Source organism: Paenibacillus sp. SRL342 (assembly GCF_984798905.1).
The window spans coordinates 7,208,342-7,222,104 of record NZ_OZ481790.1 but is presented as its reverse complement, the minus strand read 5'-3'; the positions used below and the strand labels follow the sequence as shown (position 1 = coordinate 7,222,104).

Below are 13,763 nucleotides of genomic sequence, written 5' to 3'. Positions count from 1 at the left end.
AGACTGTCACTCCTTTTACATGTTCCAAGTGTGGCTTAAGCCATGATGCAGTGTCGAAATACGAGATATATTGTTGAATTTATCCCCAAACCCCCGCAGGTCGAAAACAAAAAAAGTATGAACAACGGAAAATTGTTCACAACTTTATCCACAGGCTGTTGATAATATTATGGGTCAGATCACATATTCACATCCAAAAGTAATACAATCATAGCAAAAGAAACCCCGCATTTCAACGTATCGCGTGATTTTATCCACAAATTCAATAACTTGTGTATAATTTTTAGTCACAACACAATATATTGTTTATAAACTGTTTAATTTTAGACAGAATGACCCAAAAACCAAAAATGTTTTATACACAGGTTATCCGTCAAAAGATGCCAAATTGTGTGTAAAAGTATTCTTCGTTTGTGAATAACCTTTCTGTGGATAACCGTGAAGTGAAAATGAAGCATGATTGAGATCGGAAAAAGAGTGACCTCTCACCCTCGTGTTTTCTTTCCAATGTGGCTAGGGTAAAACCCATGAATTTAAGTGTCTTGGTGGGAGACGGAGAGGGGAGTAAACTCATTCCTCAAATGAACAAGATCAGTGGTGTATTTTCTGAGCAGATGTTAATTCTGCCATCGGTGAATTATAAGAATAGTGAACCATAATAATGGATCATGAGAACTTCATTTCAAGACATATGTAATGTGAATTATCAGGATCAAGAGGTAAGCTGATGCTCTGATATGGAGGTTGAAGTGTATGAATGTATAGTATGAATTCAAAGGATAGATTATGCGTGTATAGCAAAAGAGGGTGTCTTCTAAAACCAAAAATCGGTTTTAGAGGACACCCTCTTTTTTTGGTGCAGCGACGAAGTATGGATTGATGATTTAGAGGCGGGGAAGGGACATCTTACGCTGGAATTCAGCGATATCTGCGTATTCCTCTTCCAGTTTGCGAGAGATCCGAATAAAGATGGGCAGGAGCTCTTGGTAGAGTACAGCATTCTCTTTGACAGGGGTATGCCGATGCGTTGTACCCACCATGGAAGAAACGGCATGAAGCGATTGGATCCGCCCTGTAGCGTACAAACCAAGCACGACGGCACCCAGACAGGAACTTTCGAAGCTCTCGGGTACAACCACTTCCTGATTGAAGATATCGGACATCATCTGGCGCCAGAGAGGAGAACGGGCGAACCCACCTGTGGCTTGAATGGAGGTAGGTTGCCCAATCTGTTCTTCCATGGCGAGCAGTACCGTGTATAGGTTGAAAATAACCCCTTCCAGGACAGCACGAATCATATGCTCTTTCTGGTGATGGAGTGTTAAGCCAAAAAAGGAGCCACGGGCATCCGGATTCCATAAAGGGGCACGTTCGCCCGAAAGGTACGGATGAAACAGAAGTCCTTCCGATCCCGGCCGGACACGTTCGGCAATTTTGGTCAGCACATCATAGGAATTGATGCCAAGTCGCTTCGCTGTCTCCACTTCAGACGCGGCGAATTCATCCCGCACCCAACGAAACAGCATGCCACCGTTATTCACAGGTCCACCAATGACCCAAAGATTCTCTGTGAGGGCATAACAGAAGGTTCGACCTTTGGGATCTGTAACCGGACGGTCCACGACAGTGCGAATGGCCCCGCTGGTTCCGATGGTTGCTGCGACAACACCAGGTTCAATGGCGTTTACGCCGAGATTGGATAAAACCCCATCACTTGCGCCAATAACAAAGGGCGTAGAGGGGGAGAGAGCCATTTTTTCAGCCGATTCATGATGCATTCCTTCTAATATATGTGTTGTAGGTACAAGCTTCGAGAGATGGTTGGGTGTAATGCCTGCAACCTCAAGGGCCTCTGCGTCCCAGTCCAGTTGTTCCAGATTGAGCAAACCTGTGCAGGAAGCGATGGAATGGTCGACGACATATTGTCCGAATAGACGGAAGAACAGATATTCTTTAATCGAAATAAATTTGGCGGTACTCTCAAAAAGTTCAGGTTCATCGTGGCGCAGCCACATTAATTTGGTCAGCGGTGACATGGGATGGATCGGTGTACCTGTGCGCAGGTAGATGCGATGGCCCAATCCATTCTCTTGCAGCTCGGCAGACCAAGCTGCACTTCGATTATCCGCCCAAGTGATGCAACGAGTTAAGGGTTTGTTATCCTGCCCCATGGCAATGACACTATGCATAGCCGAGCTGCAGGATACAAACAGGATCTGCTCGGCAGCAACACCACTCTGATCCATGACTCCTCGCACAGAGCGTAGGGCTGCTTGCACAATCTCTTCAGGGTCCTGCTCGGCAACATCGGGTGCAGGGGTGTACAAAGGATATTCCTGCGTTGAGGTACTGACGACGGAGCCTTGCTCGGTAAATAACACGGATTTGGTACTGGTGGTACCAATATCGATCCCAATCATGTAGTTGTTCATATATTTAATCCTTCTTTCTCCAGAAAGCGATGAGATTTTAATTTCTGTCTACTATAGAGAGACCATTCATACCACTGTACTCAGGAGCAAAATAAAGATCAGTCCCACCACGGATAATAGTGTTTCCATAACGGTCCACGTTTTCAATGTTTGGGCGACGCTCATATTAAAGAATTCTTTGATCATCCAGAATCCCGCATCGTTCACATGGGACAAAATAAGTGACCCTGCACCTGTGGCGAGTACAACCAGCTCAATATTGGCCCCTGGTGTGAGTGCAAGCACTGGAGCGACAATGCCGGCAGCTGTTGTCATGGCTACGGTGGCTGAACCGGTAGCTACACGAATGAGCGCAGCGACAAGCCATGCAAACAGGATCACGTTGATGTTGGCATGGGTAGCAACATCAGCAATGGCGTTACCTACACCACTATTGATCAATACCTGTTTGAAGGCACCGCCTCCGCCAATGATGAGAATGATGGTCGCCGTAGGCGCCAGACATTCACTGGTGAAGCGAGAAATATCGTGTTTGGTGAATCCACGTGCAAAGCCGAGTGAAAAGAGGGCAAATACAACTGAAATGAGCAGAGCAATGATCTCATGACCGATAAATTCACTGAACACGGTGAAGCCACTCGTGGCATTTGGGTCAATGATGCTTGCAATGGAACCAATCAACATCAAAATAACCGGCAGCAATATGGTAAACAGGGTAATACCAAACCCAGGCATCTTGCTGTTTGTTTTGGTTGCGAATTGTTCAGCCAGTTCTGCTGGCGGTTCGGTGTGTATTCTTTTACCAATAAATTTACCAAATAAGGGACCTGCAATAATCGCTGTAGGAATACCAACAATAAGGGAGTACAGAATGGTTTTACCCAGATCCGCGCTGAAGGCTTCAATCGCAATCATTGGCGCTGGATGGGGTGGGACCAAACCGTGTACAGTCGACAGACCCGCCAAAATGGGAATACCAATCTGCAGCAAAGACATGTTGGTTTTACGTGCAACGGTGAAAATGATAGGGATCATCAAAATTACACCGACTTCGAAGAAAACAGGAATACCAACGATAAATCCAACAATCATCATCGCCCAGTGCACACGTTTCACACCAAACCGATCAACTAATGTAGTTGCAATGCGCTCGGCACCGCCAGATTCAGCCATCATCTTACCAAGCATTGTACCAAGAGCAATAACAATTGCGATGGTTCCAAGTGTGCCGCCAAGTCCCCCGGTAATGGAAGAGATCACATCAGCAGGTTTCATGCCTGTAAGCAAACCGAGCATTAATGCGGACAACAGCAGGGTGATAAAGGGATTCCATTTATACTTGGAGATCAAAACGATCAGAAAAACGATCGCAATTAACGTCCAAACCAATAATGTTGCGTTGTGGGATAGTCCAAAAAGAGTGCTCATGATGTTGTGTGCTCCTTTATTTCTGATATAGAACGCTTACAAGTGAAATTATCGTCAACAATTAAATGTGTACCAGTATCGTAGAAGGTGTTGGCGAAAAATGTAGTTTTATCATGCCCTAAATTGAAAGAAAATCGCATTCTGTATACTTGTCGACAAGTTAAGCCGCAATCAATCACGACGGATATGATTGCAAACGCCTTGCACCCATTAGGAATCAAAGCTTTCGTGCAGAGTTTTGCCAGAATCTTGGAAATACGTGCGGACTCCAGCCTGAATGAGCATCTTGTCACCTGATTCAAGTGCTTCAACGAGCAAACGGTGTTTCTCAATTACAGCGCTTACTTTCTGCTCGCCTTGAACAAATACCCTGCGCGTCGTGAGCAGCATAACGGTCATCACAACATATCGAATACTCTTCCATAGATGTGAAATACGGGAATGCTGAGCAGCTTCAATGATGGTCTCGTGGAAAACGAGATCCTGATAGGCGAATTCAACGGCGTCCTGATGCCTTCCAGCGAGCTGCATTTTGTCGATCACGTTACGAAGCTGGGTGATTAATGATTCCGGGACCTCACCCGCGAGTCGCTGCTGCACAAAACTTTCAATCAGGAAACGGACATCATACAATTCTTCGACATCCTTGATTCGTAGTCCAATGACAACGACACCCATACGTTCAAGTCGAATAAGTCCTTCATTGGACAATGTTCGTAACGCTTCACGGACAGGTGAACGACTGCTGTCAAAATCAGCCGCAATTCGGTTTTCCGACAAAATCTCTCCAGGTCGAAGGGTACCGCTGATGATCCGCAGCCTTAATTCGCAGGCAATGGCTTCACCACGGGATGCGCCTTGAAGCCAGGAAGAAGGAAATAACATATGGCTAACGCTCCTATTAATAAGTAATCAGTTCATTACTGATCATAGCATAACTATTTTGCGGACTGGACATTCAGTTCAATCCATAGTCTGTAGTTACAAGCTAACGGCTAATGTTTTTTTCAAAGGACTACTAAAGGCAGGTAAGTAAATCAGCCTCATCCATATACTTGTATACAAGATGTGATTTTTATCCTACACCTTTCTCAAAAGCTTGTAAACCTTAATTAAAGCGGATACAACCGAATTAGAATTCGACGATATTAATAGCCTAAAACCATTATCCACATGTGAATAACTTCAAACAGGATACAATGAAGGAGATAACAGGCATTTGAGGTTGTGGATAACTATAAATGACGAAATAGGGTGATCTGATCAGGGTCTGGGGATAACTTTCAGGTCTCTCTTCGGGGCTTGCTGCTGGTATTGAAGTGGACGAACTGTGGTCATTACTTTGGGTGGGATGAAGAGTATATATAAAAGAGGGAGAAGCCTTGCGCCTTGCAGTTGACTTTTCCAGGTGATCATGGTTAAATATATAAAGGTGTTTTCTGTGAAGATGAAAGTGATTCATCACATAAGTATTTCCTTGTGAGGAGGTGCAATACATTGAGACCTACATTCAAACCGAACGTTAGCAAACGTAAAAAAGTTCATGGTTTCCGGAAAAGAATGAGCACGAGCAACGGCCGTAAAATTTTGGCCGCACGTCGCCTTAAAGGCCGTAAAAACCTGAGTGCTTAAGCATTGAAGACCACCGAGGTGGTCTTTTTTTTCTTAATTAGCTCAAATCAGACTGGATGCTGCTACAGATCAGGTCTGAATGGTCTGCGAAAAAGTGCTGAACACACATGATGTATGTTGAGTGAGTTTTCCATTTTTCGAAAACTTACCTTATATAATGATGAATCGTTGATAGGTTTAAATGGCCAATCAACATTCATCCGGATGAATGCTGATCAGTTCAAGTAGCTGATTAACAATCATCCCAAATGAAGTTGTCGCCAAGGCGGTTTACCGTCATTCAAGAAAGCCTATACTAAATCAGTAATGAGGCCTCCGTCAATAACATTGGTGGAGAAGAGCAAGGAGAAGCGCCGTGTATAAAAGACTGCGTCTACGAAACCGGGCGGACTTTAGCCGCGTATACCGGTATGGGAAATCGTTTGCCAATCATCAATTCGTGGTGTATGGCTGTCGCCGTAAAGATACGGAACAATTCCGGGTAGGTGTATCATGCAGCAAGAAAATCGGAAACGCTGTCGTACGCAACCGGATGAGACGCATGATCAAGGAAATTGTTCGTCATCATGAGCATGAGATCGTCACGCAGATGGATCTGATTTTTATCGTCAGAAAAGGTGCACTGGACATGCCCTATAAGGAAATGGAAAAAAGCCTGCTACATGCGATGCGAAAGGGCTCTCTTTTGAAGTCGAGCAAGCGGTAAGCTTCGGTTTATTTGTCCTCCTAATTATGGTATGATTTTACGATGGAATGGAATGGTTAAGAGAGGGGTTATGAAGTGTCGCGATTGAAGACATCAAAGGGGAAGTGGATTCTCCTCATTGCAGTCATTGCAATGGTCACTGTACTCGCCGGATGTACTCCACAAGGAGCCGGGGTTACTACGGAAGATCTGAAGAATAGTGGCTCATTCTGGCAAAGCAATGTTGTGTACTGGTTCTCACTGGCGCTGGATACATTCGCCAACTGGTTTAACGGTGAATATGGACTGGCCGTCCTCGTGATGGTGCTTATTGTACGGACATTGATTTTACCACTAACAATGAAACAAGTCCGTAGCTCCAAAGCTATGCAGGCGATTCAGCCGCAGCTGAAGGAGATTCAAGCCAAGTTTAAAGATACACCTGAGAAAGTTCAGCAAGAAACAATGAAGTTGTTCCAGGAGAACAAAGTTAATCCGATGGCCGGTTGTCTGCCACTTATCATTCAGATGCCGATTTACATCGCACTTTATAACTCAATTTACGGAAACTCCAGTCTGAGAACGCATGATTTCTTGTGGCTCCAGCTCGGATCACCCGATCACCTGTTTATTTTGCCAGTGCTGGCCGCTATTACAACATTCATTCAAACATGGATGATGATGCGTATGAACCCTGCACAGCAAGTGGGTCCGATGCAGTTTATGCTATGGGTATACCCAATTTTGATCTTCGTGATGTCGTATCAGTTCCCGTCAGCACTTCCGCTGTACTGGTTCTACAGTAACATCTACACGATCGTGCAAAACTATTTCCTTTACCGGAATAATGATAAAATCGTGGCTGAGGTCAACGTGAAGCAGAATAGCTCTTCCAAAAATGGAGCTAAACGCAAAAACGGTGGCAAAGCAACCGTCTCTGGAAAAGGGTCGAAAGGGGCCAAAAAATCGAAATGACCAAAGTCATTACGTCAGGAAAAACCGTTGAAGATGCTGTAAACCAAGGATTGACTGAGCTTGGCGTAAGTCGGGACAAGGTCGAGATACAAGTGTTAGAGCAGCCGTCAAAAGGATTCCTGGGTTTGTTCGGGGTGAGGGCGGCCAAAGTTGAAGTGAAATTATTGCCTGTACCTGAAGTTGTTCCACAGCCGATCAAGCCAGCTGCATACAAACCAGAATTAGATGCATTACTTGAGGATGTTGCAGCTAAAAATCCCTATGAAGAAGCGGCTGCTTTCTTGAAAGAGGTCGCAGCAGGTATGGGACTGGATGTTGAAGTGCATATCAAAAAACAGCGGGATGGACATATCTTCAATATTGCCGGCGAAGATCTGGGCATGATTATTGGCAGACGTGGACAGACGCTGGATGCGCTTCAGTATCTAACGAACATTGTAGCGAACCGATATTCGGAAAGCTTCGTTCGAATTGTGCTCGACGCGGAGAATTTCCGTCAACGTCGGCGGAAGACGCTGGAGGATCTGGCTGAACGATTGGCTGGACAAGCAATCCGTACCGGTAAGGAAGTTGTACTGGAACCAATGCCTCCGCTCGAACGAAAAGTCATCCATGCAAAACTGCAAAATCACCCGCAGATTAAGACATTAAGTAAGGGCGAGGAGCCTAATCGGCGTGTGGTTATTACGACGAAATAACACGAAATTGAAGACGCAATGGCTTCCTGCCCGGTGCAGAAGCCATTGCTTTTTTCGTACAGAAGCAATTTGATAAGGTGCGTAGAACAAGTAAAGAGTGGACTTAATACGATAAGCAACATGTCATATGATATATCATTAATAGATTTGAAAATGGATATGGCGTCCCCAGAGGGACGGCAATTTTAAAATAGAGCAAGGAGAGATAACCATGATCAGTGATACGATCACAGCGATATCAACGGCTGTCGGAGAGGCGGGTATTGCCGTGATCCGGGTCAGCGGCCCGGATGCAGTGTCGGAGACGGAAAAGATTTTTCGCAGTAAAACCCCTTTAACTCAAGCAGCATCTCACACGGTTCATTATGGTCATATCATAGATCCCGTTAATGGGGAAAAGATTGAGGAAGTATTGGTTACGGTCATGCGAGCACCACGCTCGTTCACAACAGAAGATGTGGTGGAGATCAGTGCGCATGGCGGTGTAGTGTCTGTTAAACGGGTCATGGACCTGTTATTGCAGCTTGATATTCGTCTGGCTGAGCCTGGTGAGTTCACGAAGCGTGCGTTTCTCAATGGGCGAATTGACCTGTCTCAGGCGGAAGGTGTCATGGATCTTATTCGTTCCAAGTCGGACCGAGCTTTCTCGGTTGCACTGAAACAGGTTGAAGGCAAACTGTCTTCCAAACTGCGTGATCTGCGATATACATTGGTGGAAACACTGGCTCATATTGAAGTGAATATCGATTATCCCGAGCATGATGTGGAGTCGTTAACGTCTGATTTTATTAAAGAAAAGTCCAGTCAGGTTATGACTGAAATTGATAAATTGCTCACTACAGCAGAGCAAGGAAAGATCCTTCGAGAAGGTATCACGACGGCTATCGTTGGACGACCTAACGTAGGTAAATCCTCATTGATGAACACACTCGCTCAAGATAATCGGGCTATCGTCACGGACATTCCAGGAACAACTCGTGATGTGATCGAGGAGTTCATTACGATCAATAATATCCCACTGAAGTTGCTGGATACGGCAGGAATCCGGGAAACAATGGACGTTGTAGAGAAGATCGGGGTAGAACGCTCTCGCTCTGCGGTAAGTGATGCCGATCTGATCTTAATGGTTTTGAATGCTGCGGAGCCACTTCATCCCGATGAGATTGAATTATTGGAACAAATCCGCGGTAGACAATCGATAATCATTATGAATAAAATGGACTTAACGCCACAGGTAGAACGTGACGTGCTGCTTCTTTACATTCCGGAAGAACGGCTTGTACCGATGTCGGTGAAAGATGATCTGGGTGTGGATCGACTGGAAGATGCCATCTCTACGCTATTCTTCAGTGGTAAACTGGAGTCCGCAGATCTGACCTATGTCAGTAATGTGCGTCATATTGCTTTGCTCAAAAAAGCGAAGCAGTCCCTGGTGGATGCCTATGAAGCAGCAGAGCAGTTCATTCCGATCGATATGATTCAGATTGATGTCCGTTTGGCGTGGGAGCATTTGGGCGAGATTGTTGGAGATACAGCACATGATGCATTAATTGATCAGATTTTCTCCCAGTTCTGTCTAGGAAAGTAAAAATAATATACTGCCGATTGAGTTAAATCGTAGTGTATGATGGAGAGGTACAATTTCTGCCTGTTGTCAAAGGATAGAATGATATTGTAGCCATTACGTGTTGGTTTCATATAGATAGGAATGCAGTTCCGATGAACGGTTAGAAGTAGTTTCATTATTTTAGAACATGATCCGTCTGCGTGAGTTACACCAAATGCAGCGGAATAAGGAGGTAAACGGGAATGGCTTTTGATGGCGGCAGTTATGATGTAATCGTCGTTGGTGCAGGGCATGCTGGTGTGGAATCCGCGCTGGCCGCAGCTCGTATGGGGTCCAAAACACTAATGATTACGATCAATCTGGACATGGTGGCCTTTATGCCTTGTAACCCATCTATTGGGGGACCGGCCAAAGGACATGTTGTGCGCGAGATTGATGCACTTGGTGGAGAAATGGGACGAAATATCGATAAAACCTTTATTCAGATGCGGATGCTTAACACGGGTAAAGGGCCTGCTGTTCACGCGCTTCGCGCTCAGGCAGATAAATTCTCCTACCAGCATAAAATGAAGGAAACGATGGAGAATGAACGTAATCTGACAATGCGTCAGGGTATGGTTGATCGACTGATCGTTGAAGACGGAAAATGTGTAGGCGTTGTGACTCAGACCGGAACAGAGTATCGGGCTAAAGCAGTCGTTCTAACGACAGGCACATACTTGCGCGGCAAAGTGATTATGGGCGAGTTGATGTATGAGAGTGGACCGAACAATCAACAACCCTCTCTTAAATTGTCAGAGAATCTGCGTGAACTGGGCTTTGATCTGGTTCGTTTCAAAACGGGTACACCACCACGTGTCCATAAGGATACGATTGATTTTAGCAAAACCGAAATTCAGCCTGGCGATGACAAGCCGAAGTTCTTTTCCTATGAAACAGAATCTTCCGATAATGAGCAGTTGCCTTGCTGGTTGACGTATACATCTGTGGATACACATCAGATTATTAATGATAATCTGCATCGTGCTCCGATGTTCTCGGGGCTTATTGAAGGAACCGGACCACGTTATTGCCCTTCCATTGAAGATAAAATTGTTCGTTTCAGCGACAAGCCGAAACATCAGATATTCCTTGAGCCGGAAGGCAAGAACACATCCGAGTATTACGTACAGGGATTGTCTACGAGTATGCCTGAAGATGTACAACTGGCTATGTTGCGTTCAATTCCAGGTATGGAAAAAGTGGAAATGATGCGTAATGGTTATGCGATTGAATACGATGCGATGGTGCCTACACAATTGTGGCCTTCACTGGAAACTAAACGTCTACCAGGTCTGTTTACGGCGGGCCAGATTAATGGTACCTCCGGTTATGAAGAAGCAGCAGGACAAGGTGTTATGGCTGGAATCAACGCTGCACTCAAAGTACAGGGGAAAGAGCCGGTAATACTGGATCGTTCCCAAGGTTATATTGGCGTGCTGATTGATGATCTGGTGACAAAGGGTACAAATGAACCATATCGTCTGTTGACTTCACGCGCTGAGTATCGTCTGTTGCTTCGCCATGATAATGCAGATATGCGTTTGACGGAAATCGGACATGATATTGGCCTGATCCCTGAAGAGCGTTATGCAAAATTCCTGGATAAAAAGGCGAAAGTCGAGCAGGAAGTTGCACGTCTGAAAGTGGCTAAAGCTCGCCCGGTTGAAGTGAATGCCAAGCTGGAAGAGTACGGATCTACACCTATTCAGGATGGCAGTACGTTGCTTACCTTGCTGCGTCGCCCGGAGCTGGGGTATGAACTGATTGAACAGCTCTCTCCATCTGAGGTAGAACTGACAGCAGATATGAAAGAACAAGTGGAAATACAAATTAAATATGCGGGTTATATTGAGAAACAATTGATCCACGTGGAACGTTTGCAAAAGATGGAGAAAAAGAAAATTCCGGACACTATCGTATATGATGAGATTCATGGTCTTGCCATGGAAGCCAAACAGAAGCTCGCTACGATTCGTCCAATCTCGATTGGTCAGGCTTCTCGTATTGCTGGAGTTACTCCTGCCGACATCTCCATTCTGCTGGTCTACTTGGAGCATTATAACCGTGTAACCGCAGCAAGGGGACAATAATGGACGATATTCAACAGCAACTGCAGCGGCGCTTAAAGAAACATGGATTAGAGCTGGGCGAACTCCAGTTGGAGCAATTCGAACTGTATTATCAGGAACTGGTATCCTGGAATGAAAAGATGAATCTGACCGGCATTACGGATCGGGAGCAAGTATATACAAAGCATTTCTATGATTCGGTATCGCTGGCTTTTTATACTGACATGACCAAAGTGAATAAGCTTGCTGACATTGGATCAGGAGCGGGTTTTCCGGGATTGCCACTGAAAATCTGTTTCCCGCATATTAAGCTTACGATCATTGATTCATTAAATAAACGTATTGGCTTTCTACAGCATGTGGTAGATATCCTTGGTCTGACCGATGTGGAATTGGTCCATGGACGTGCTGAAGAGATTGGACGCAAAGAAGGGTATCGTGATAGCTACGATCTCGTTACGGCGCGTGCAGTAGCCAAGCTGGCTGTGCTGAATGAATTCTGCCTTCCGTTTGTTCGTAAAAGTGGAATCTTTGCTGCGATGAAGGGCGGAGACCCCCGTGAGGAAATGAAGGAAGCTGAGTTCAGCTTCAATCAGCTGAAAGGACGGGTTAAGGCCGTTCATCCTTTCCAGCTGCCGGTTGAAGAATCAGAGCGTCACATCATTCTGATTCAGAAATTTGATAAGACACCATATAAGTATCCGCGCAAACCAGGTACTCCAATGAAGACTCCGCTGATATAGTTGCGTGATGTTTACGAAGTCAGTCAAAACAGAATAGAATTTTAGACATAGATAAAGAGGATGTTTCACGTGAAACATTCCTCTTTTTTTTGTTTTCTGAAATGGAGGACTGGATCAACATTACAGATACTCCGTATTACATATCTCTTCAAGAACCTGTAATGATGAATCTCACGCATATTAGCTCATGAACAATTTCATTATTTGAATGTGTGTAAGTCGTCATATTTCCAATATTCACAAAGAAAAAGCAGGAAAATTAGCAGAGTTTAAAGAATAGGTAAGCATAGGATTATGATAGAAAAGATGATAGAATAGAAGTATCCGATCCTGGGTCACAGCGATCATAGATTATATGTATAGATAGATGGATATGCGTTCAATGTTGCATGACAGGAAGCGTTATGAAAGGCAAAACTTATTCCAAGAACGATGCATGTTAAAGGTCGCTTATTGAATAAGAAGCACCTGCAAAGACTGTGGGAGCTATTACGAAACTAGGTGGTAATCTGCGGAATGAAAGAACAATTTTCGAAGTTGTTTGGTTTGGCGGAGCGCAATAACGGAGATGAGATCAAACAGATTCCGGTTAATGAAATTGTGAGCAGCCCATATCAACCCCGTACTATTTTTGATGATGATAAAATTGATGAGTTGTTGCAGACGATCAAAACACATGGTGTAATTCAGCCTATTGTCGTTCGCGTGCGAAATGGATCATATGAGATTATTGCCGGGGAACGTCGCTGGCGTGCAGTTCGAAAATTGGGTTTGGATACGATTCCGGCTATTGTGCGTGAATTCAACGACTCTCAGGCCGCATCCATTGCACTGATTGAGAACTTGCAGCGTGAAGGATTGACTTCCATTGAGGAAGCTGTCGCTTATCAGAAGCTGATCGACTTGCATCAATTGACACAGGAAAGTCTGGCACAACGACTCGGCAAAAGCCAGTCAACCATCGCGAACAAAATTCGGTTGTTACAGCTCCCGGAAGGCATTAAGGCCGCATTGATGGAACGCAAAATTTCTGAACGGCATGCAAGGGCATTACTTTCTCTGGATACGGAAGAACTGCAGATGAAGTTGCTCGGTGAGATTATCGAAAAAGAATTAAATGTGAAACAGACAGAGGCACGTGTTGCCTTTTACAAGGAATCTTCCAAGATTAAGAAATCTAGACGTGTTTCCTTTACCAAGGACGTAAGACTTGCACTTAATACAATTCGCCAATCCATTGATATGGTAACTTGTTCAGGTCTGGACATCAAAACAAAAGAAGCAGACCATGAGGATCATTATGAGATCGTTATCCATATTCCAAAACGCAAATAATTGAAGCTTATGGCGGCAATGGGCCGCTTTTTATGTCTATAAAGCAAGTTAGGTCTGACATTTATAAAGAACGGTCGGTATATTGATGGAACGGTAGTTGTTGTTTGTGTGGACGATAGCCGCCTGCTTTTTGTTAACAATATCTCACAACCTACAG

General features: G+C 44.7%; 11 protein-coding genes. 8 read left to right on the top strand and 3 right to left on the bottom strand.

What is annotated here, in order from left to right:
* Positions 1-884: 884 nt before the first annotated feature.
* The 3 genes from gntK to AC4E8D_RS31890 form a co-directional block, all read right to left on the bottom strand.
* On the bottom strand, positions 885-2,432 hold the full coding sequence (gene gntK, locus AC4E8D_RS31900; RefSeq protein WP_449004968.1) for a gluconokinase: 1,548 nt from the start codon (positions 2,430-2,432) through the stop codon (positions 885-887).
* 66 nt (positions 2,433-2,498) lie between these two features.
* Positions 2,499-3,860 carry a GntT/GntP/DsdX family permease gene (locus AC4E8D_RS31895; protein ID WP_339306331.1) on the bottom strand — a complete coding sequence of 454 codons (1,362 nt, stop codon included), beginning with the start codon at positions 3,858-3,860 and terminating at the stop codon, positions 2,499-2,501.
* A 210-nt stretch (positions 3,861-4,070) separates the two neighbouring features.
* Complete coding sequence (locus AC4E8D_RS31890; protein ID WP_124118702.1) at positions 4,071-4,745, bottom strand: GntR family transcriptional regulator; 675 nt, start codon at positions 4,743-4,745, stop codon at positions 4,071-4,073.
* A 612-nt stretch (positions 4,746-5,357) separates the two neighbouring features.
* On the opposite strand from AC4E8D_RS31890, the gene rpmH reads away from it, so the two are divergent.
* The 8 genes from rpmH to noc all read left to right on the top strand — a co-directional run bounded on the left by rpmH (position 5,358) and on the right by noc (position 13,606).
* On the top strand, positions 5,358-5,492 hold the full coding sequence (gene rpmH, locus AC4E8D_RS31885; RefSeq protein WP_017691413.1) for a 50S ribosomal protein L34: 135 nt from the start codon (positions 5,358-5,360) through the stop codon (positions 5,490-5,492).
* Between the two features lie 355 nt (positions 5,493-5,847).
* The gene (gene rnpA, locus AC4E8D_RS31880; protein ID WP_036611981.1) at positions 5,848-6,198 is read left to right on the top strand and encodes a ribonuclease P protein component; all 351 of its coding nucleotides are present in this window, start codon (positions 5,848-5,850) and stop codon (positions 6,196-6,198) included.
* A 75-nt stretch (positions 6,199-6,273) separates the two neighbouring features.
* Entirely contained in the window at positions 6,274-7,152 is an 879-nt protein-coding gene (locus tag AC4E8D_RS31875) for a YidC/Oxa1 family membrane protein insertase (protein WP_036671883.1), read from the top strand.
* Positions 7,149-7,850 carry an RNA-binding cell elongation regulator Jag/EloR gene (jag, locus tag AC4E8D_RS31870; protein ID WP_339306327.1) on the top strand — a complete coding sequence of 234 codons (702 nt, stop codon included), beginning with the start codon at positions 7,149-7,151 and terminating at the stop codon, positions 7,848-7,850. The genes AC4E8D_RS31875 and jag overlap by 4 nt, the downstream gene beginning before the upstream one ends.
* Positions 7,851-8,061: 211 nt before the next feature.
* On the top strand, positions 8,062-9,438 hold the full coding sequence (gene mnmE, locus AC4E8D_RS31865) for a tRNA uridine-5-carboxymethylaminomethyl(34) synthesis GTPase MnmE (RefSeq protein WP_490205705.1): 1,377 nt from the start codon (positions 8,062-8,064) through the stop codon (positions 9,436-9,438).
* 221 nt (positions 9,439-9,659) lie between these two features.
* The gene (gene mnmG, locus AC4E8D_RS31860) at positions 9,660-11,549 is read left to right on the top strand and encodes a tRNA uridine-5-carboxymethylaminomethyl(34) synthesis enzyme MnmG (RefSeq protein ID WP_340031559.1); all 1,890 of its coding nucleotides are present in this window, start codon (positions 9,660-9,662) and stop codon (positions 11,547-11,549) included.
* On the top strand, positions 11,549-12,271 hold the full coding sequence (gene rsmG / locus AC4E8D_RS31855; protein ID WP_036611970.1) for a 16S rRNA (guanine(527)-N(7))-methyltransferase RsmG: 723 nt from the start codon (positions 11,549-11,551) through the stop codon (positions 12,269-12,271). Before mnmG ends, rsmG begins: the two co-directional genes overlap by 1 nt.
* A 516-nt stretch (positions 12,272-12,787) precedes the next feature.
* Positions 12,788-13,606: a nucleoid occlusion protein gene (gene noc / locus AC4E8D_RS31850; RefSeq protein WP_490205704.1), complete on the top strand. Its 819-nt coding sequence runs from the start codon at positions 12,788-12,790 to the stop codon at positions 13,604-13,606.
* Positions 13,607-13,763 lie beyond the last annotated feature (157 nt).

Bases quoted from the DNA above. Each gene is read 5' to 3' on its own strand.
- AC4E8D_RS31895 (WP_339306331.1), bottom strand. From the start codon at position 3,860: ATGAGCACTCTTTTTGGACTATCCCACAACGCAACATTATTGGTTTGG.
- AC4E8D_RS31890 (WP_124118702.1), bottom strand. From the start codon at position 4,745: ATGTTATTTCCTTCTTCCTGGCTTCAAGGCGCATCCCGTGGTGAAGCC.
- rsmG (WP_036611970.1), top strand. From the start codon at position 11,549: ATGGACGATATTCAACAGCAACTGCAGCGGCGCTTAAAGAAACATGGA.
- jag (WP_339306327.1), top strand. From the start codon at position 7,149: ATGACCAAAGTCATTACGTCAGGAAAAACCGTTGAAGATGCTGTAAAC.
- gntK (WP_449004968.1), bottom strand. From the start codon at position 2,432: ATGAACAACTACATGATTGGGATCGATATTGGTACCACCAGTACCAAA.
- noc (WP_490205704.1), top strand. From the start codon at position 12,788: ATGAAAGAACAATTTTCGAAGTTGTTTGGTTTGGCGGAGCGCAATAAC.
- mnmG (WP_340031559.1), top strand. From the start codon at position 9,660: ATGGCTTTTGATGGCGGCAGTTATGATGTAATCGTCGTTGGTGCAGGG.
- mnmE (WP_490205705.1), top strand. From the start codon at position 8,062: ATGATCAGTGATACGATCACAGCGATATCAACGGCTGTCGGAGAGGCG.